Origin of the sequence: Nocardiopsis sp. LDBS0036, assembly GCF_041228755.1 — a bacterium.
Lineage (GTDB): Bacteria > Actinomycetota > Actinomycetes > Streptosporangiales > Streptosporangiaceae > Nocardiopsis > Nocardiopsis dassonvillei.
On sequence record NZ_CP141103.1, the window covers coordinates 5,358,764 to 5,377,592 of the forward strand.

An 18,829-nucleotide genomic window follows, 5' to 3' on the forward strand; every position below is an offset into this window, starting at 1 on the left:
TGGGCAGTACTCTACCCGGAACTGAACCTAGTTCCACTAGACCCAGTTCCAGATCTGGACTCTCATACGCCCAGGAGGGCACATGCGCCGTACTGTTGCGGTCGTTCTCGTCGCGTTTGGGGTCTTCTTCCTCGCCTTTGCCCCCATGATGCGCACGTGGCTGTCGAGTTCCCTGATGAAGACCCCTCTGGACTACTACAGCGAAACGGTCCTCGAGGCGGACGGGGCCACCTACTTCAACATCGAGGACGTCGAGCTCGTCGAGGACGCCGCCCTGGAGGCGCGTTCGACCATCCGGGCCGACGTGGCCTCCAGCACCGACGAGACGGTGGTGTGGGACCAGTTCACCTGGGTCAGGGACGCCGAGACCGACTTCGGCATCACCTCCAGCAGCCGCCGCGCCGGGCACGACCGCGTCACCGGGGAGGCGGTCGACTGCTGCGACTCCATGGTCAACGACGAGTCCGTCGCCCAGAGCGGCCAGGCCTGGAAGTTCCCCTTCTTCACCGAGCAGCGCGACTACGACTTCTACGAGACCACCGCGCGGGAGGTCGTCCCCATGGAGTTCCAGGGGATCGAGGAGGTCGGGGGCGTCGAGGCCTACAGGTTCGTCCAGGAGGTCGAGGACGAGGTCATCGGCGAGCGCACCCTGCCCCGCTCGGTGGCCGGGATGGAGGGCGAGGGCGACGTCACCGGCGACGAGGTCTTCTCCATCACCCGCACCTACTGGATCGAGCCCGTCACCGGCTCCCCCCTCAAGATCGGCGAGGACCAGAACCGCGTCGTCGTCGTGGACGGCGAGGAGGTCCTGACGCTCTTCGACGCCGAACTCGTCTCCAACGACGAGTCCGTCCAGAACGCGGTCGCCAACTCCGAGCAGGGACGCACCGTGCTGCCCCTCCTCCAGACCACCCTGCCCGTCGTCTGCCTCGTCGTCGGTGTCGGATTCATCGGCGTCGCGGTCGTCCTGTTCGTCACGGGCCGCCGTCGTGACCACCACCACTGACCCCCGCGCCCGTCCCTCGCCGGCGCGCCCAACCGGGCGCGTCGGCGTGCGTCACCGCGCCCCCCGGCCGCGGTGACGGAGAGGACGCGGGCCACGGGGCCGGCGGCGGCCGGGGCTCCGCGCGGCGACGGGGGGACGGTCGGCGCGCTCGTCCGCGCGTGCCGCCCCCGGCAGTGGCTCAAGAACCTCCTCGTCCTGGCCGCGCCCGCCGCGGCCGGGGCCCTGACGCAGACCGGGGCGCTGCTGACCAGCGCGGCGGTGTTCGCCCTGTTCTGCGCGGCCGCCAGCGGCACCTACCTGCTCAACGACGTCCACGACGCCCGACGCGACCGCGCGCACCCGCGCAAGCGCCACCGCCCGGTGGCCTCCGGCGCGCTCCCCGTCCCCGTGGCCGTCGCGGCCGGGACCGCGCTCAGCGCCGCCGCGCCGCTGGCCTCCCTGGCGCTGGGCGACCCCGTGCTGTCCGCGCTGGTCGCCGGGTACGTGCTGCTCACGCTCGTCTACACCCGCTACCTGCGGGACCTGGTGGTGTGCGACCTGGTCGCGGTCGCCGCCTGCCACGTGCTGCGCGCGGTGGCGGGCGGGGTGGCCGTCGGCGTGCCGCTGACCTCGTGGTTCGTGATCGTGGTGTCGCTGGCCGCGCTCCTGGTGGTGGTCGGCAAGCGCGAGGCCGAACTGCGCGCGTCCGGTGCCGCGATCGCCGGGAACGGCGACGCCCCCGCGGGAGCGGTCGCCGCGGCGACCGCGGTCCGGCCCGCCCTGCGCGGCTACAGCACCGCCTACCTCTCCCAGACCCGCACCATGGCCTCGGGCGCCATGATCGTCACCTACTGCCTGTGGGCGCTGGAACCGGGCGACGGCCCCAGGACGGTCTTCCACGCGCTGAGTATCGTGCCGTTCATCATGTTCGTCCTGCGCTACAACCTGCTCGTGGACCGGGGGGTGGGGGAGGAACCCGAGGAGATCGCCCTGCGCGACCGGCCCCTCCAGCTCATCCTCTGCGGACTCGCGGCCCTGGTCGCGGCGGGGATCCACCTGTGAACCCGCCGCCGGACCGGCCGGTCCTCCTGCGCGGGTGGGGGCGCACCGCGCCCACGGCCGCCCGCGTCGTGCGCCCCCGCACGCCCGCCCAGGTCGCCGAGGCGCTCGCCCGGGCGGGGGAGCGCGGGGCGCTGCCGCGCGGACTCGGGCGCTCCTACGGCGACGCCGCCCAGGACGCCGGGGGCCTGGTGCTGGACTGCACCGGGCTCACCGGCCCCGTGCGCGTGGACGCCGAACGCGGCGAGGTCACCGCCCCCGCGGGCACCAGCGTGGACGCCCTGCTCGCGCACCTGCTGCCCCGCGGCCTCTTCGTCCCCGTCACCCCCGGGACCCGCCGCGTCACCCTGGGCGGTGCGGTCGCCGCCGACGTCCACGGCAAGAACCACCACACCGACTCCTCCCTGGGCGCGCACCTGCGCTCCCTCACCCTGGTCACCCCGGACGGGCGCACGCGCCGCCTGGGACCGGAACCCGGCGGCGACCCCGACCTGTTCTGGGCGACCGTCGGCGGCATGGGCCTGACCGGGGTGGTCACCGAGGCCACCCTGGGCGTGCTCCCCGTCCGGACCGCGTACATGCGGGTGGACACCGACCGGACGCCGGACCTGGAGGCCACCCTGGAGCTGATGGCGCGCCCCGGCCACCGGTACTCGGTGGCCTGGCTGGACCTGTTCGCCCGCGGGGACGGTCTGGGCCGGGGCGTGGTCACCCGCGCCCACCACGCCGAGACCGGCGACCTCCCGGAACCGCTGCGCCGCGACCCGCTGCGGTACCGGAACACGAGCCTGCCCGTGCCGCCCCTGACCCCGCCGGCGGCGACCCTGAACCGGTGGACCGTCGGCGCGTTCAACGCCCTCGAACACGGCCGGGCGCCCAGGAGGCGGCGCGGCCGGATCCAGCCGGTGGGCGGCTACTTCCACCCGCTGGACGCGCTCGACGGGTGGAACCGGCTGTACGGCAGGCACGGCGCCGTGCAGTACCAGTTCGTGGTGCCCTTCGGCGCGCAGGACGTCCTGGAGTGGATCGCCGGGGAGCTGTCGCGCACGCGCGCGCCCTCGTTCCTGGCGGTCCTCAAACGGATGGGGCGCCCCACACCGGGACCGCTCTCCTTCCCCCGGCCGGGGTGGTCGCTGGCCGTGGACCTGCCCGCCGACCTGCCCGGTCTCGGCCCCCTGCTGCACCGCTTCGACGAGCGCGTGGCCGGCGCGGGGGGCCGCCTGTACCTGGCCAAGGACAGCCGGGCCAGCCCCGAGGCCGTGCACGCCATGTACCCCGGCCTGCCCACGTGGCGCCGGGTGCGCGGGCGGGCCGACCCGGACGGGGTCCTGGTCTCGGACCTGGCCCGCCGACTGCGGCTGCTGTGACAGCACGGCCCTTCGGTGGCACGATGACGGCCGTCCCCGGCAGCCGGGGACGCACACTCCGGAAAGGCAGGGACAGCCGTGCGCGACTCGGTGGGAGCGGTGCGGAGCGTGCTGCTGCTCGGCGGCCGCAGCGAGATCGGCCTGGCCATCGTCGAACGGCTGGTCCGCGAGGGCGCCCGCGAGGTGGTGCTGGCCGCCCGGGGCGGGGTGTCCTCGCCGCCGGGCGCGCTCACCGCTCTCGGGGCGCGGACGCACTCGGTGGACTTCGACGCCGGTCTGCCCGACACCCACACCGGTACCGTGGCGGCCGCGGTGGAGCTGGTGGGCGACCTGGACGTGGTGGTGGACGCGTTCGGGGTGCTGGGCGAGCAGTCCGGGTACGAGGCCGACCCGGCCGCCGCCGCCCGCGCCGCCGCCGTCAACTACACCGGGCACGTGTCCGCCGACCTGGCCGTGGCCGCCCGCCTGCGCGAGCAGGGCCACGGGACGCTCGTGGTGCTCTCCTCCGTGGCGGGGGTGCGGGTGCGCAGGTTCAACTTCGTGTACGGGTCGGCCAAGGCGGGCCTGGACGGCTTCGCGCAGGGCCTGGCCGACTCCCTGCACGGGTCCGGCGCGCGGGTGCTGGTGGTGCGGCCGGGCTACGTGCCGACGCGGATGTCGGCGCACGTGGCGCCCGCCCCCTTCCCGGCGACGCCGGAACAGGTCGCGGACGCGGTGTCGGCCGGGCTGCGCTCGGGGGCCACCACCGTGTGGGCGCCGCGCGTGCTCCAGCCGATCTTCGCGGGCATGCGGCTGCTCCCGCGCCCGCTGTGGCGCCGCCTGGGCCGCTGAGGCGGGGCCCCGGGTGCCGCGCCAGCCGCGCCGCCGGTCAGCGCGGGCCCGCCTCCTCGGCGGTCAGCCGGTAGAACGCCAGCGGCACCAGGCAGCACAGCATCACCGCGGCGGGCACCAGCGTGCTGCCGACCAGCATGCCGCGCAGCGCCTCGTCGCTCTGCCGGACCGCCTCCCCGGCCCCGGACTCCACGTAGCCGCTCACCGCCAGGGCCAGCGACAGCAGCCCGGTTCCCACCGACTGCGCCATGGCCTCCCCGGCGGTCCACACGCCCGAGAGCACGCCGCCCTGCCGCCGCCCGGAGGCGTCGGCGGTGGCCAGGCAGTCGGCCAGCATCGACCACGGCAGCAGCGTCGTCCCCGACAGGCCCACGCCCACCAGCACGGAGGACAGCACGGCGCCGGGGAGGCCCCAGATCGGGATGAGCAGCAGACCCAGACCGCCCAGGGCGAACACCGCCGCCGCGTACCCGGCGGCGCGGCGCTTGTCCACCCGCAGGGACAGCCGCCGCCACAGCGGGGCCGAAGCGATCAGCGGCACCAGCACGCACACCATGAGCACGCTCGTGTAGCCCGGCTCGCCCATGACGTTGGCCGTCACGTACGGCACGCCCGCGACCATGGTGCCGCCCGCCGTGGCCATCAGGAGGTTGGCGGGGAAGAGCACCCGGAAGTGCCGGTGGGCGAAGGCCACCCGCAGCTGGGCCGCCAGACCCTCCGTGCGGTGCGCGAACACCGGGCGCGGCGCCCGGCGCGTGCCCACCACCGAGCCCAGCATCGACACCAGCACCACGCAGCCCATGAGCAGGCCCATCAGCCGGTACCCGGCCACGGGGTCCGCGGGGGCCGACTGGACGACCGGCGCCAAGGCGCCGCCCAGCATCAGGGCGAGCCCGACGAACGCGGTCCGCCACGTGTTGAACGTGGACCGCTCGTGGTAGTCGGAGGTGATCTCCCCGGGCATGGCCGTGTGCGGCACCTGGAACACCGACGAGGCCAGCGCGGCGGCCACGAACACGGCCGCCACGTACACCGCGGCGGAGCCGCCCTCCAGCGGCGGCCCGGCGAACATCGCGGCGAACAGCACCGGCAGGGTCAGCGCCCCCGCCAGCATCCACGGGCGCCGCGGCCCCCACGGCGAACGCGTCCTATCCGACCAGATCCCGATATACGGACTGACCAGAAGGTCGACCACCTTGGGCAGGAGCACCACCGCCCCGGCCAGGGCGGGGCTCACCGCGAGCGTGTCGGTCAGGTAGATGAGGAGCAGCAGCCCGGGCACCGTGTTGAAGATCCCCGTGGCCACCGCGCCGCTGCCGTACCAGGCGTGCACGGAACGGGGCAGCGGAGCGCCCGGCCCGCCGACCGTGCTCCGGGCGGCGGCCTCCGGAGCGGCCCCTCCCACCGCGGCGCCCCCGGGCCCGGTGCCCCCGGACGCCGCGGAGTCGGCCGCGGCGGTCACACGCGCCCGTCCGCGGACGTCGTGGCCTCCGGCGCCGCGGCGGATCGTGCCGTCCTCGGGGCCTCCCGGCCCTCGGGAGCCGCGCCGCCCTCCCCGCCGCCGTCGCCGTACAGCTCCTCGTGCCCCACCGGGTCCACGTCGTGCGCCACGGGGCAGCCCGCCGGGAAGGTGCCGATCCGGTTGACGTCGTACCCCTTCGGGTAGCTGCGGATGTTCGGGTTGTCCTCCGCCCACAGCGGCTCCTCGCGCGGCTTCATCCGGCGCACCACCAGGGCCCGCAGCCTCAGCGCCAGGTCCGCCGCCCGCCGCCACGCCCTGCTGGGCGGCTCGTAGCGGAAGGTCTCGATGAGCGACTCGTCCAGGATCGCCATGGAGAACTTCCGGGCCAGCCCGGACACGCGCCGCGGGTAGAAGGACACCATCAGGTCGAGGGTGGCGTCGGAGACGGCCCGGCCGCCCTCGGTGTAGGCGAAGCGCTCGCGCTCGTAGGAGTCGAGGAGCTCCCGGAACTGTTCGTAGGTCTCGGGGATGTCCTTGATCCCCATGTACCGGCCGAGCCTGCGGTAGTAGTGCGTGATCGCCGAGATCTCGTGCTGGCTCAGCCTGCGCCAGCCGTAGCCGCGGTCGTTGATCCAGCGCACCGGCATGACCACGAACGTGCTGAGCACGTAGCGGTAGTCGTCGTTGCTGATGTCGTAGGAGCGGTGCATCTGGTTCATCCGGCGCAGCGCGTCGCGGCCCTGACCGGGCTCGAACCCGTACCGCATCATGTTGTTGAGGATCAGCGCGGTGTCGTCGTAGCGCTTCTGGGTGCTGCCGGTGAACTCGTCGGTGCGGCCCAGGAGTTCGCCGATGCTGGGCACGGCGTAGGTGCGGTACAGGGCGATGCCCAGCGCCCGGCCCATGTCCCAGGGGAACTCCTGGGAGTTGAGGATCTGCATGATCCGTACGCAGTCGGCCTCGTGGTCCAGGTGGTGGATCTCGTCTCTGAGGTCGAAACGCTTCATCTGCGGTTCCTTCGGGGAGAGGGGGTCGGTCGGGCGGGGGAGGGGGATCGGGGCGCGAGGGGACGCGCGGCGTGGGGGCCGGGGGCCGCTACCTCTCCGCGTCCTCCCCGGCAGACCCCGCGGGCGCCTCCCCGCCCGCCGGTGCGACCGCCTGGTCCGGCGCGGGCACGCGGGCGCCCGTGGCGGCGACCTCGCGGGTCACCATGCCGTGCGGGACCGGGCAGCCCTGGGGGAAGGTGCCGATCCGGGACGGGTCGTAGCCTTGGGGGTAGCTGCGGATGTTGGGGCTCATCCTGGCCCAGCGCGGCTCCCGGCGCGGCGGCATCAGGCGCACCACACGGGCCCGCAGCCTCAGCGCGCCCGCGCTCAGCCGCCGCCAGGCGGCCGAGGGCTCGGGGTAGCCGAAGGCGCGGATGAGCCGGTCGTCGAGCAGGGCCTTGGTGAAGGGGCGCACCACGGGCCGCTGCCAGGCCGGGTAGAGGTCCACCATCAGCCCCAGGGTGGCGTCGGAGACGGCCCGGCCGCCCTCGGTGTAGGCGAAGTGCTCGCGCTCGTAGGAGTCGAAGAGTTCGAGGAACCCGGCGTAGGTCTCGGGGATGTCCTTGATCCCCATGTGCCTGCCGAGCTTGCGGTAGTAGTTGGTGCTGGCGGCGATCTCGTGGTCGCTCAGCCTGCGCCAGCCGTAGCCGTGGTCGTTGATCCAGCGCACCGGCATGACCACGAAGGTGCTCAGGACGTAGCGGTAGTCGTCGTTGCTGATGTCGTAGGAGCGGTGCATCTGGTTCATCCGGCGCAGCGCGTCGCGGCCGCGGCCCGGACCGAATCCGTGCTCCATGATGTCGTTGAGGATCAGCGCCGTGTCGTCGTAGCGGTGCTGCGTGCGCTCGGTGAACTCGCGCGTGTGCGCCAGCAGCTCGCCGATGCTGGGCACGGCGTAGGTGCGGTACAGGGCCAGGCCCAGGGCCTGTTCGATGTCCCACGGGAACTCGTGGCTGCCGAGGATGCGCACGATCTGCTCACAGTCGTCCTCGGCGTCCAGGGCATGGATCCGGTCGCGCCACTCGAACCGCTTCATGGGCAACTCCAGTCACCTTCGTGCGGGCCCGCTCGGACGGGGCCATGGTCTGCGGGTGTGGCGCGCCCGCGGCGCTCCACGGGGCGCACTTTACCTGGAAGCCCCTTGTGTACACCGGTTCCGGGGGGGACGAACGTGTCCGCAAACCCGGCAGGGCGTCCGAAACCCCGAAGTCCGTCCCCGGCGGGCCACGCGAAAGGGGCGGGGGACCGGCCCCCGCCCCTTCGGTGGAGCGGACTCAGGCGGCCATCCGCTCGGCCACCCGGTTCACCAGCGTCACCAGCACCGCCTTGGCCGACTCGCGCTCACGCGCGTCGCACAGCACGACCGGGATCGCGGGGTCCAGGCTCAGCGCGGTGCGGACCTCCTCGGGCTCGTACCGGTGGGCGCCCTCGAAGCAGTTCACCGCCACCACGAACGGCACGCCGCGCCGCTCGAAGAAGTCCACCGCGGCGAAGCACGTCTCCAGGCGGCGGGTGTCGGCGATGACCACCGCGCCCAGCGCCCCCTCGGACAGCTCCTCCCACATGAACCAGAACCGCTCCTGACCCGGGGTCCCGAACAGGTACAGCACCAGGTGGTCGTTGATGGTGATGCGGCCGAAGTCCAGCGCCACGGTCGTGGTCGTCTTGGCCTCCACGCCCGACAGGTCGTCGATCCCGTAGCTGGCCTCGGTCATCACCTCCTCGGTGCTCAGCGGCGCGATCTCGCTGACCGATCCGACCATCGTGGTCTTACCGGCCCCGAAACCCCCCGCCACGAGGATCTTGAGCGCCGCCGGAACGGGCGCCTGCGTGTCGTCAGAGTCGCTGGATGCCATCGAGAACCGCCTGGAGTACGTCCCGGCTGACCGGGCTCTTCGCTGTGTAGGGGGCGCGGGCCAAGGCGAGGCCGCGGTTGAGCAGGTCGCTGAGCAGGACCTTGACCACGGCCACCGGGATGTCCAGGTGCGCGGACACCTCGGCGACCGACTGGGGCCGTCGGCACAGCTCCAGGATGCGTATCTGCTCGGGCTCCAGCGCCATCTCGTCGACCTCGGCCCGCTTGGCCGCGATCACGACGCTGATCATGTCCAGCTGCACGGTGTCGGCGTGCTCGCGGCCCTGCGCGATCACGTACGGCCGTACCAGCGGTCCGGCGTCCTGCTGTCCGACCGCCGCGCCCTCGTCGAACCCGCCGACCGCGTCCCTCTGGGGCAGGCCGTGCGGATCCTCCTCGGGCGGCAACTCGTTGTGCGCTTGCATGGCGTCCCCTATCGCGTGGCTTCCCCTGAAGCGCCCTCGCGTCTGGGCGCGGCGTCCAGATAACGGCCCACCTGCTCGACCAGCACGTTCATCTCGTAGGCGATGAGGCCGACGTCGGCGCTCTCCTCGGCCAGGACCGCCAGGCACGCCCCCCGGCCGGCACCGGTGACGAACAGGTACGCGCTCTCCATCTCCACGACGGTCTGGAGCACCTCGCCCCCGCCGAAGTGTCGGCCGGTGCCCCGGGCCAGGCTCTGGAACGCGGACGCCACCGCGGACAGGTGCTCGGCGTCCTCCTTGACCAGCTCGCGGGAGCGGCCGATCAGCAGCCCGTCGGCGGAGAGCACGATCGCGTGGCGGGAGCCCACCGCGCGGTCGAGCAGCTCGTCCAGCAGCCAGTCGATGTCCTTCTTGCCCGCGCCGCTTCCACTGTCACGCTGGGCGCTTTCGGGAGTACTCGTCACGGTTACGCGTCCTTGTCGGTGTCGTTGGTCTGCTGCTTGCCTTCGCGCCGTCCGCGGTCCGTACCCTTCTGGAACGCGGACATGTTCCGGCGCAGGCGCGCCAGACGCTCCTGGCCGTCCTGGGCCGCGTTCGAGGAGGACCCGCCCGCCGTCGCGGGGCCGCTCTGGGGGTCGGCGGCCAGCTGCGGAGCCAGGTTCTCCTGGGGCCGCCGCTTGGGCAGCGGCGGCCGTCCCCCGCCCGCCTCGACCATGGCGGGCGGTTCGGCGGCGGAGGGGTCGGGGACCGCGCTGACGGACGGGGTCCGCGTGGGCAGCGGCGTCCGGGTGGGCAGCGGGGGGCGGTCGCCGTCCGCGTCGAGGAGGTCCGCGCCGCCCGCCGGGGCCTCGGCGGCCTCAGCGGTCACGGTGTCGTCCCCCTCGCCCCCGGCGGAGTCCCCGGAGTCCTCGTCCTCGCGGTCGGGGGCCTCCTCCTTCGGCGCGGACACCGAGGTCAGCACGGGCTTGACGCGCCTGCCGGACGACAGCTCGCCGCCGGGCGTGCGGTCCAGGATCTCGCGCACGTCCCACACGTGCTCGCCGCTCTCGTCGGAGGGCAGCGGGGAGCGGTCGCCGGAGATCAGCTCGTGCGGCAGCAGCACGATGGCCTGCACGCCCCCGTACGGCGACGGGCGCAGGTGCACGCGGATGCCGTGGCGGTGGGCCAGGTGCGAGACCACGAACAGGCCGAGGCGCATCTTCTCGTTCAAGCGCATCACGTCGAACTCGGGCGGGCTGGACAGCAGCGCGTTCGCCGAGGCGAACTCGCTCTCGGTCATGCCCAGGCCCCGGTCCTCGATCTCGACCGTCACGCCGTTGGGCACGTCCTCGCTGCTCAGACGCACGTGCGTGTGCGGCGGGGAGAACATCGCGGCGTTGTCGACCAGCTCGGCGACCAGGTGGATGACGTCGGCCACGGCCGGGCCGTTGAGGTGCACACGGGCGATCCGCTCGCGCTTGACGCGGGTGTAGTCGCCCGACTCGGAGATGGCGCCGCGCAGCACGTCGATCAGCGGCATGGGGCGGTGCCAGGTGCGGCCGGGCGCCTCTCCGCCCAGGATCAGCAGGTTCTCGGCGTTGCGGCGGGAGCGGGTGGCCAGGTGGTCGAGCTTGAACAGCTGGGCCAGCTGCTCGGGGTCCTCCTGCTCGCGCTCCATCCGGTCCAACAGGCGCAGCTGGCGGTGGACCAGCGTCTGGCTGCGGTGCGCGATGTTGAGGAACACGCGGTTGACGCCCTGGCGCAGTTCGATCTGCTGCACCGCCGCGTTGACGGCCGCGCGCTGGGCGGTGTTGAACGCCCTGGCCACGTCGCCGAGCTCGTCGTCGTCGGCGGCCAGTTGGGGAACGGCCGTGCAGGTGTCCACCTGCTCGCCCGCGTGCAGGCGGCGCATGAGGTCGGGCAGGCGGTGCTCGGCCATGTCGTTGGAGTCCTCGCGCAGGCGCAGCAGGCGCTCGGTGAGCGTGTGCGAGGAGCGGCGGGCCAGCAGGAAGGCGGCCACGGTGACGACGCCGACGCCGAGGCTGCCCGCCACGGCGAGGAACACGGCCTGGTTGGCTTGGGCGCGGGTGACGTCCGCGGCGTACAGGGCCTCGTCGGCGCCGATCGCGGTGAGCTCGGAGAGGACGTGGTCGTAGGACTCGTCCCACGCGGCGTAGTCCACCGGCATGGACAGGTCCTGGACCTCGCTGGGCACCAGGGTCACCGGGTCGGTGACCGTCTCGGTGGTCGCCTGGCGGTCGATGATCTCGTCCTGCATGCGCTGGAGGTCGGCGTACTCCTGGCTCGCCAGCAGGTTCTCCAGCCGGGCCTCCTGGCCCTCGCCTCCCAGGTAGTGGCCGTTGGCCGCGAGCGTGCTCTCGTAGGAGCCGACCAGCTCGGTGAACCGGCGCTGGTCCTCCAGGGTCAGCTCGTCGGTGGCGAAGGCGCGGGCGACCTGGGCGTCGGACTGCGCGAACAGGTCGACCGTGCGGAACATGTACGTCGCGGTGAAGCTGGAGCTGACCGCGTTCCCGAGGTCGCCCTCGCGTGCCTGGCTGTCGAAGCTGTCGGCGCCGTGCAGGATCAGCTCGTTGTAGTAGTCCAGGACGTCGGCGCGGGAGGCCTCGCCCGCGTCCACCGCCGAGCGGATCGCGCCGATCTCGCCGTACTGCGCGTGCAGCATCTCGATGTGGTGGCCGCTCTCGCCGGGGGCGATGTCGGCGAAGCCGATGAGCTCGCCCACGACCTCGCCCAGGGAGGCGTCGGTGCTCTCGCGGGCCTCAGCCAGCTGGCCCTCGATCTGCGCGTCCCCCGGGTTCTCGATGTGGGCGATCGTCTGCGACCGCTCCCGCATCACGTCCACGAGGCCGACCGCGGCGGGGGTGACCAGTTCGTCGGTGGCGTTGGCGCGGAGGATCTGGATGACCGCGTCCCCGGCGAGGGCCGCGGTGAGGACCAGCCAGAGCACCACCAGGGCGGTGGTGGGGATCATGACCATTGCGCGGATGCGGGAGGTGATGCTCCGACCGCGTCGCTCGGGTACTGCCTGCACGGTTCTCCTGTCGATCCGCGTCCGGGGTCTTGTGGGGGTGGGGCCGCCGGGGGAGTCGGCGCGTCCCGGTCCGCCTGTGCGCGGCCTCGTGCCCCGCGGGCTGCGTCCGTGGGGGCTCTCGACACGGGACGTACCGCAGGGTAACCACAAACGCGGTATTTCGGCGTGGGGGATCGTACCTCGCCGGTGAAACGCTGAAATATCCGGGTGGTGGAGGCAGTCTGCCATGGGAGGCGAGAATGTCCACCTCTCGGGTGGGCGGTAGGGGTGTTTCCTCCTGTGAAGCCTTGTGACAATAGGGCAAAGGTCACATATGGCGGAGAGTATGGCAAGTCCTGCTCCGGGTGACCGAACCGGCCCTCCCCCGGACCCGGCCGCCGCCGCGAATGTCCGCGTTCGCCCCTCGCCCCGGCGCCGCACGCACTAGCGTTGCGTGTCGAAGAGGGAACACCACGTGACGGGGGGACGCGCATGGGCCAGCCGACGGGCGGGGGAGCGCTCGCCGTGGAGGCCGCGGTCGCGGGGGTCCCGCTGCTGGTGGCCTGCGCGGCGGCGCTCTACCTGAGCCTTCAGTACCGCCGCTACGGCCGCCCGCACGGCTGGCCGGGCCTGTGCACCGCGGCCGCCCTGGCCACGGGCGCCGGTCTGGCGGCGTACGCGGTCTGGCCGCTGCCCGCCTCCGTCGACGGCCTGTGCGCGGATCCCCTCGGCGGCGGCCGGTCCGACCGGGAACTCCTGCCCGCGCCCGGGGAAGCCGGGATCCTCGCCCTGTTCCTGGCCGTCGGTCTGCTGGCCCGGCACCGCTTCCGCCGCGGCGCCGCGTTCACCGTGCTGCTGGGGGCGGCCCTGGCCGCGGCCGTGGTCGCCGTCCGCGCCACCGGCCTCCTGGGCCTGTACCCGTGCGCCTACGCCGAGGCCCCGCCGGGGCTCGTGGCCTGGGGCGCGGCCGCGACCCTGCTCGGCTGGCTGCTCGCCCGGTGGGCGCTCCCGGCCGGGTACGCCCGTGGCTGGCCCGCGGCCGTCGCGGACCGCGCCGTGCCCGGACCGGTGCGCAGGCTCACCGGCGCCCTGCTGGACCTGGGCCTGTGGTGGTTCGGCGCGGCCGCCCTCGCCGTCTCGGCGCACGCGCTCGGCGCCGAGGGACCGGGAACCGGGACGCGTACGACCGCCCTGCTGTGCCTGGGCGGGGCCCTCGCCCTGGTCCCCGCGCTGACGCGTCGCGACCGCGCCACCCCGGGCGCCGCCTCGGTGCGGCTGGCGTTGCGCGATCGCGGGTACCCGGCCCCGGCGGCCCGCTGGCGGGTCCTGACGCGCACCTGCCTGCTCCAGGGGCCCGTCGTCGTCCTCCTGGCCCTGGGCCTGCCCTGGTACGCGCTCGCCGTGGCCGCGGTGCACGTCAGCAGCGCCCTGGTCCGACCCGACGGCGCGGGCGCGGCCGACCTGCTGTGCGGGGTGCGCGTGTGCGCCCGCGCCACCCTGGACGGCGCCCTGCCCTCACGCCTGGTCCGCTACTCCGCCCCGCGCGGGGAGCCCCTCAGCGCCAGGCCAGGTAGCCCAGCAGCAGCCCCGTGAACACCAGGATCGCGCCCAGGCCCCCGAACAGCACCCGCACGTAGTGCGACAGCCAGGGCGCGGACACGATCCGGGCCCGCTCGGGCGTGTCGGGGTCGTAGGCGACGGTCACGATCTCCCCGGCACGGGAGGCCGTCCACCCGGTGTTCTCGTGCTCGGCGTGCACCTCGTGCCCGTCCTCGGTACGGAACTGCACGATCATCCGGGAGGCCGTGGAGGTCTCGTGGTAGCCGATCACACGCGCCTTGGCGCGCATCCCGTGGCGGCGCAGCCGCAGTTCCAGGCGCGTGTCACGTGTGACCGCCCAGAGCATGACCACCCCGGCCAGGAGCGGGATCAGGGGATAGAGGGTGGCCATCGCGCAGTACGTCCTCTCAGGTGTCCGGGGTGCTCGTACGGTCGGGGGAGCCGGAGGGGCCGACCAGGCCGCCGACCATGCGGGCCAGCGTCGCGTGGACCTCCTCGACGGGGCGCCCGGGCTGGAGCGTGCGCCAGTCCAGAGCCACCGTCACCACCATGCCGAACAGGGCGGACCCGGCCAGGCCGGTGTCCAGGTCCGGTCGCAGCGACCCCTCCGCGGCCAGGTCGTCCAGCAGGCCGGTGATGACCCCGATCGCCTTGTTGCGGATCTGGAGGATCGTCGCGTACCAGGCCCGGTTGGTCCGCCAGGCCTCCGCCATGAGCAGGCGGGCCAGGGACTCGTGCTCGCCGATGAACACCACCCCGGCGCGCAGCACGGCGGCGAGCGCGTCGCGGGGGGCGGCGCCGGCCCCGGGCGGGGGCACCGCGTCCTTGAGCGTGTCGGCCAGCCGGGTCACGCCCCACTCCATCAGGGCCGCGTACAGCTCGCCCTTGCCGCCGAAGTTGTAGTAGACGGTGCCCTTGGCCACCCCGGCGCGCTCGGCGATCTCGTCGACGGTCGTGGCGCCGTACCCCTGCTCGGAGATCAGCGTGACCGCGGCCTCGAACAGGCGGCGCCGGGTGGCCTCGCGGCGGCCGCTCACGGGGTGGTCGGACGTGCTCGCACTCATCCGGTCCATTCTCGCCCATACTCGTACAGGTCGCGCCATGTCCGTCTCCCCGGCGCACGTCACAGCTTCAGCGCCGGGTGGAGCGCGCCCATCGTCCACACGCGCTTGCGTTCCACCGTCCACCATGTGAGCAGCAAGGGCACCACCAGCCACAGCGCCATCACCCCGAACGCCGCCCGGACCAGGTCCGGGTCGCCGCCGCCGATCATGTGGCGCAGCGCGGTCACGCCCCAGTGCAGCGGCAGGAACGGCCCCACGGCCTGGAAGAAGGCCGGGCTGGTCTCGATCGGGTACGTTCCGCCCGCTGAGGTGAGCTGGAGCACCAGCAGCGCCAGCGCCACCACCCGCCCCGCCGCGCCGAAGGCCACGTTCAGGTACTGCACCGTCGCGGCGAACGCGGCGGCGGTCAGCACCAGGAAGGCGATCAGCAGCGGCCAGTTCCCCGCCTCCAGGCCGAGCAGCAGGTGCAGGGCGGCCATCATGACCAGCACCTGGCCGACGCCGAGCAGGAGCGGGGCGACCCGCCCGGCCAGCGCCACCCGCCAGGAGGGGGCCGAGGAGGCCAGGGCCCGCGAGGACAGCGCGGGCAGGACCATGAACACCACCATCGCGCCCACCCACAGCGACAGCGGCACGAAGAACGGCGTGAACCCCGTCCCGTAGTCGGGCGCCTCGTTGGAGACGGCGCTGTCCAGCCGCACCGGACGGCTCATCGTCGAGGAGGCGTCGTCGCGCCCCTGTTCGGAATAGGTGGGAACCTGGTCCGCGCCCTCGTCGAGCCCCTCGGCCAGCTCGTCGGAGCCCGAGGCCAGCTCCTCCAGGCCCGAGTGCAGCTCGTCGGCGCCGCCGCTGAGCTCGCCCAGCCCCTCGTCGAGGTCACCGGCGCCGTCGGCGGACTCCGCCAGCCCGTCGCGCAGCTGCGCGGACCCCTCGGCCAGCTCGGCCAGGCCCTCGTCCAGCTCGTCGGCCCGCTCCCGTGCGTCCTCCGCCCTCTCCACCATCGCGGGCAGGTCCTCCGAGAGCGCGGCGGCCTCCGAGCTCAGCGCGGCGGCGTCCTCGGCGGTCGCGGTGATCGCGTCGCGGTTGTCCTCGACGAACCCGGCCGCCGACCCGGCGACATCCAGGGCCTCCTGGAGGTCGCACAGCAGGGTGTACAGGTCGGGGTCCTCGGTCTCCAGCTCGGGGTGCTCCTCCAGATAGGCCGCCAGGCGCCCGTCCACCTCCTCCAGGGCCCCGGTGTCGACCTCCGGCAGCTCCTCCAGGGCCGCGGACAGGGCCGCGGTGACCTCGGCGGCGTTCCCGGCGTGCTCCTGGAGGGAGGGGATGTCCTCCTCCAGCTGCGGGAGCCACTCGTCGGCCAGCGCGTCGAGCTTGTCCACCTGGGCCGAGACCTCCTCGGAGGCGGTCGCGGCGCCGCTGGCCAGGTCCTGCGAACCGGCGTACAGCTGGTCGAGGCCGCCGCTGAGCTCCCCGGCGCCCGTGTGCGCCTCGCCGACGCCCCCGGACAGCTCCGAGGACCCCTCCTCGGCCTCGCCCGCGCCGCCGGAGAGCTCGTCGGCCCCCTCCGCGGCCTCCTCGGTCCTGCCGTGGATCTCGTTGAACCCGAGGAAGATCTGGTCCAGGTAGCCGTTGATCGCCGACGCCGCGGCGGCCTCCTGGATCTCGCGGAACGCGCTTCCGGCCAGCTGGCGGACGATGAAGCTGTTGGAGTCGTTGTAGTGCGCCTCCAGGGTCGCCGGGGAGGGGGACTCCCGGTCGCGGGAGGGGGAGGTCAGGTCGGCGCTGAAGTCGGAGGGGATGGTCAGGGAGACGTAGTAGGTGCCGTCGGCGACACCGCGCGCGGCCTCCCGGGCGCTCACCAGGTGCCAGTCCAGGTCCCCCCGCTCCAGGAGGGTGTCGGCGAGCTCGCCCCCGGCGTCGACCTCGCGGTCCCCGACCTCGACCGGCTCGTCCTCGTTGACGAGGGCGACCGGCAGGCGTTCCATCCGGCCGAAGGGGTCCCAGAACGACCACAGGTACATCCCCGAGTAGAGCAGCGGGATGAGCAGGAGGGCGGCCAGCGCGGCGGCGGGCAGCGGCGAGCGCAGGAAGGAGCGCACGGTCAGCAGCCCGAGCCGGGGCACCGCGAGGGGGCGCACGAGCGGGCGCGAACGCCTACGCCCGGCCACGGTCCCCGCCCTCCTCCCGGCCGCCGCGCAGGATGTCCAGGCCGACGTGGCGGCGGTGCCGACCGCGGCGTCCGCCGGTGCCCGGCCCCGCGGCGGACGCGCCACCGGGGGAGTCCGCGCCTCCGGTACCGGTCGCGGAGGCGGACGGGGACCCGGCGCCGGAACCGGACGGGTCGCCAGCGTCCTGGCGCAGCGGGATCGGCCCCTGGGTGTCCGGCCCCGCGACCTCGGCCAGTTCGCCGGAGTCGGCACAGGTGGCGACCACCGTCAGCCCCTCGTCCGACAGCGCCTTGAGGGTGCGCCACAGGTCGGCCTGGTGCCCGGGTTCCAGGCCGCCGTCGACGTCGTCCACGGCCAGCAGCCGGGGTTCGGCCAGCAGGGCCAGGGCCAGCCCGAGGCGGCGCCGTTCGACCATGGACAGCTCCCGCACCAGCGACCGGCGGTCCAGCCCGCCCAGCCCCGCGGCCTCCATGGCCTCGTCGGCCAGGCTCCGCGCGGCGGGGCGCATACGCAGCAGCAGCCCCTCGGACAGGTGCTCGCGGACCCGGAGCCGCTCGTCCAGGGGGTTGACCTCGTCCATCAGCCCGAGCGAGCTGATCCGGCGGACCCGGCGCGCGTGCCGGGGCAGGGCGTGGCCGTCCACGTACAGGGTTCCCTCGGAAGGGCGCATCCGGCCGGTCAGGGTGAGGAGCAGGGCGCTGCGCCCGCCCCCGGAGTCGGCCCGGAAGACGGTGAGCGTGCCCGGCCGGGCCGTGAATCCCACGTCGGTGTACACGGGGCCCTCCCGGGTGGCGAGCCCGACGCCCTCGGCCTGTACACGAGCTCCGGTCGCCCGTCGCATCCCTCGGCCCCCTCCGGTTTTTGAACTGACCAGTCAGTGCAAAACTGCGAAAACCACCGTACAGCGCGCATACGCCTCCTCCGGGCACCGGGAGCTGTGGAGTGTCGCACAGCGCCGCCGCCCGCTTCCGTGCGCCGCGCGCGAACGGGTAATGGGATTGGATGGGAGGACGCGTACCACCGAATGAACGGGAGGATCGGGATGTCGGAGATCTCCGAGCGGGTCGCGAGGGTCCTGGACGACCCGGAGAACTGGCCGCGCGACCCCAAGGAGGCCGTCGCGCTCCAGCGCAGGCTCGCCGACCGGGTCCGCGTGGAGCCGTTGGACGTGGACGCGGTGCGGCTGGTGGCCGGGCTGGACGTCAGCTACTCCACGGACAACACGGCGCTCTCCGCGGCGGCCGTGGTCATGGACGTGCGGACCCTGGAGGTGGTCGAGTCCGTCGCCATCTCCTCCGAGCCGTCCTTCCCCTACATCTCGGGGCTGTTCGGGTTCCGCGAGTCCCCGCCGGTCCTGGAGGCGCTGGGGCAGCTCAAGGTGACCCCGGACGTGTACCTGTGCGACGGCTTCGGCCTGGCGCACCCCCGCCGCTTCGGGGTCGCCTGCCACCTGGGGGTGCTGCTGGACCTGCCGGTGGTGGGGTCGGCCAAGTCGGTGCTGTTCGGCAGGCACAGCGTGCCCGGTGAGGAGCGGGGGTCGTGGACGCCCATGGTGGCCGGGCGCTCGGAGGTGGTCCCCGACTCCTTCGCGCTGGCCGACCAGGGCAAGGAGGTCCTCGGACGCGTGCTGCGCACCCGCAGGGGGGTCAAGCCCGTCTACGTGTCCGTCGGCCACCGGGTGGACCTGGAGGGCGCGGCCGAGCTGGTGCTGCGGCTCTCACCCAAGTACCGCGTGCCCGAGCCGGTCCGGCACGCCGACAAGCTCTGCGGCGAGCACCGCAAGGCGGTACTCGCCGCGAAGGAGGGCCGGACCGACTGACCAGGGCGGGGACAGGGCCCCCTGGCTCCCGGTGTCCTGAGCCCCGGCCGAGCCCGCGAGGGCGCGGGAACGCGAGGGGCGCGCCGGGGTTGTGCAGGACGAGCCGAGCCGCTAGCGAGGAACGAGCGTCAGGCGTGGGCGAGGACGAAGAACTCCTGGCTCCCGGCGCCCTGAGCCC

General features: G+C 73.8%; 17 protein-coding genes. 6 read left to right on the forward strand and 11 right to left on the reverse strand.

Annotated features, from left to right (window positions below; genetic code table 11):
* The first annotated feature begins 82 nt into the window (after nucleotides 1-82).
* The 4 genes from UIS43_RS22920 (at nucleotide 83) to UIS43_RS22935 (ending at nucleotide 4,242) form a co-directional block, all read left to right on the forward strand.
* Complete coding sequence (locus UIS43_RS22920; protein ID WP_013151324.1) at nucleotides 83-1,006, forward strand: DUF3068 domain-containing protein; 924 nt, start codon at nucleotides 83-85, stop codon at nucleotides 1,004-1,006.
* 72 nt (nucleotides 1,007-1,078) lie between these two features.
* Nucleotides 1,079-2,047: a decaprenyl-phosphate phosphoribosyltransferase gene (locus tag UIS43_RS22925; protein WP_370011668.1), complete on the forward strand. Its 969-nt coding sequence runs from the start codon at nucleotides 1,079-1,081 to the stop codon at nucleotides 2,045-2,047.
* A complete protein-coding gene (locus tag UIS43_RS22930; protein ID WP_071621317.1) occupies nucleotides 2,044-3,411 on the forward strand; it encodes an FAD-binding oxidoreductase in 1,368 nt (455 codons plus the stop codon). Before UIS43_RS22925 ends, UIS43_RS22930 begins: the two co-directional genes overlap by 4 nt.
* Before the next feature lie 78 nt (nucleotides 3,412-3,489).
* Complete coding sequence (locus UIS43_RS22935) at nucleotides 3,490-4,242, forward strand: SDR family NAD(P)-dependent oxidoreductase (RefSeq protein ID WP_370011669.1); 753 nt, start codon at nucleotides 3,490-3,492, stop codon at nucleotides 4,240-4,242.
* A 37-nt stretch (nucleotides 4,243-4,279) separates the two neighbouring features.
* Here the strand turns inward: UIS43_RS22935 and UIS43_RS22940 are convergent, their stop codons facing one another.
* The 7 genes from UIS43_RS22940 to UIS43_RS22970 form a co-directional block, all read right to left on the reverse strand.
* A complete protein-coding gene (locus UIS43_RS22940) occupies nucleotides 4,280-5,647 on the reverse strand; it encodes an MFS transporter (protein WP_358171027.1) in 1,368 nt (455 codons plus the stop codon).
* Nucleotides 5,648-5,700: 53 nt separating this feature from the next.
* Complete coding sequence (locus UIS43_RS22945) at nucleotides 5,701-6,711, reverse strand: oxygenase MpaB family protein (RefSeq protein WP_071621318.1); 1,011 nt, start codon at nucleotides 6,709-6,711, stop codon at nucleotides 5,701-5,703.
* A gap of 88 nt (nucleotides 6,712-6,799) precedes the next feature.
* Nucleotides 6,800-7,786 carry an oxygenase MpaB family protein gene (locus tag UIS43_RS22950; protein WP_013151330.1) on the reverse strand — a complete coding sequence of 329 codons (987 nt, stop codon included), beginning with the start codon at nucleotides 7,784-7,786 and terminating at the stop codon, nucleotides 6,800-6,802.
* Nucleotides 7,787-8,024: 238 nt separating this feature from the next.
* Nucleotides 8,025-8,606, reverse strand: a complete 582-nt coding sequence (locus tag UIS43_RS22955; RefSeq protein WP_013151331.1) for an ATP/GTP-binding protein — start codon at nucleotides 8,604-8,606, stop codon at nucleotides 8,025-8,027.
* Complete coding sequence (locus UIS43_RS22960) at nucleotides 8,587-9,030, reverse strand: DUF742 domain-containing protein (RefSeq protein WP_013151332.1); 444 nt, start codon at nucleotides 9,028-9,030, stop codon at nucleotides 8,587-8,589. Before UIS43_RS22960 ends, UIS43_RS22955 begins: the two co-directional genes overlap by 20 nt.
* 8 nt (nucleotides 9,031-9,038) lie before the next feature.
* Nucleotides 9,039-9,494 (reverse strand): roadblock/LC7 domain-containing protein, encoded by a 456-nt coding sequence (locus UIS43_RS22965; RefSeq protein ID WP_013151333.1) that lies wholly within the window; start codon nucleotides 9,492-9,494, stop codon nucleotides 9,039-9,041.
* 2 nt (nucleotides 9,495-9,496) lie between these two features.
* Entirely contained in the window at nucleotides 9,497-12,061 is a 2,565-nt protein-coding gene (locus tag UIS43_RS22970) for a nitrate- and nitrite sensing domain-containing protein (RefSeq protein ID WP_071621319.1), read from the reverse strand.
* 471 nt (nucleotides 12,062-12,532) lie between these two features.
* On the opposite strand from UIS43_RS22970, the gene UIS43_RS22975 reads away from it, so the two are divergent.
* A complete protein-coding gene (locus UIS43_RS22975) occupies nucleotides 12,533-13,633 on the forward strand; it encodes an antibiotic resistance protein VanZ (RefSeq protein WP_358171000.1) in 1,101 nt (366 codons plus the stop codon).
* On the opposite strand, the gene UIS43_RS22980 is transcribed toward UIS43_RS22975, so the two are convergent.
* Genes UIS43_RS22980 through UIS43_RS22995 form a run of 4 tightly spaced genes read right to left on the reverse strand, consistent with a single transcriptional unit; the run spans nucleotide 13,596 to nucleotide 17,673 of the window.
* Nucleotides 13,596-13,991 (reverse strand): DUF3592 domain-containing protein, encoded by a 396-nt coding sequence (locus tag UIS43_RS22980; protein WP_013151336.1) that lies wholly within the window; start codon nucleotides 13,989-13,991, stop codon nucleotides 13,596-13,598. The two genes, UIS43_RS22975 and UIS43_RS22980, sit on opposite strands and share 38 nt — an antisense overlap.
* Before the next feature lie 16 nt (nucleotides 13,992-14,007).
* Nucleotides 14,008-14,673, reverse strand: coding sequence for a TetR/AcrR family transcriptional regulator (locus UIS43_RS22985; protein ID WP_041552191.1), 666 nt, complete (start codon nucleotides 14,671-14,673; stop codon nucleotides 14,008-14,010).
* Between the two features lie 50 nt (nucleotides 14,674-14,723).
* Nucleotides 14,724-16,832, reverse strand: a complete 2,109-nt coding sequence (locus tag UIS43_RS22990) for a YhgE/Pip family protein (RefSeq protein ID WP_370011673.1) — start codon at nucleotides 16,830-16,832, stop codon at nucleotides 14,724-14,726.
* On the reverse strand, nucleotides 16,819-17,673 hold the full coding sequence (locus tag UIS43_RS22995; protein WP_358455896.1) for an ATP-binding cassette domain-containing protein: 855 nt from the start codon (nucleotides 17,671-17,673) through the stop codon (nucleotides 16,819-16,821). The genes UIS43_RS22990 and UIS43_RS22995 overlap by 14 nt, the downstream gene beginning before the upstream one ends.
* Before the next feature lie 201 nt (nucleotides 17,674-17,874).
* Between UIS43_RS22995 and UIS43_RS23000 the strand changes: the two genes are divergently transcribed.
* Nucleotides 17,875-18,651, forward strand: a complete 777-nt coding sequence (locus UIS43_RS23000) for an endonuclease V (protein ID WP_013151340.1) — start codon at nucleotides 17,875-17,877, stop codon at nucleotides 18,649-18,651.
* The last annotated feature ends 178 nt before the right edge of the window (nucleotides 18,652-18,829 follow it).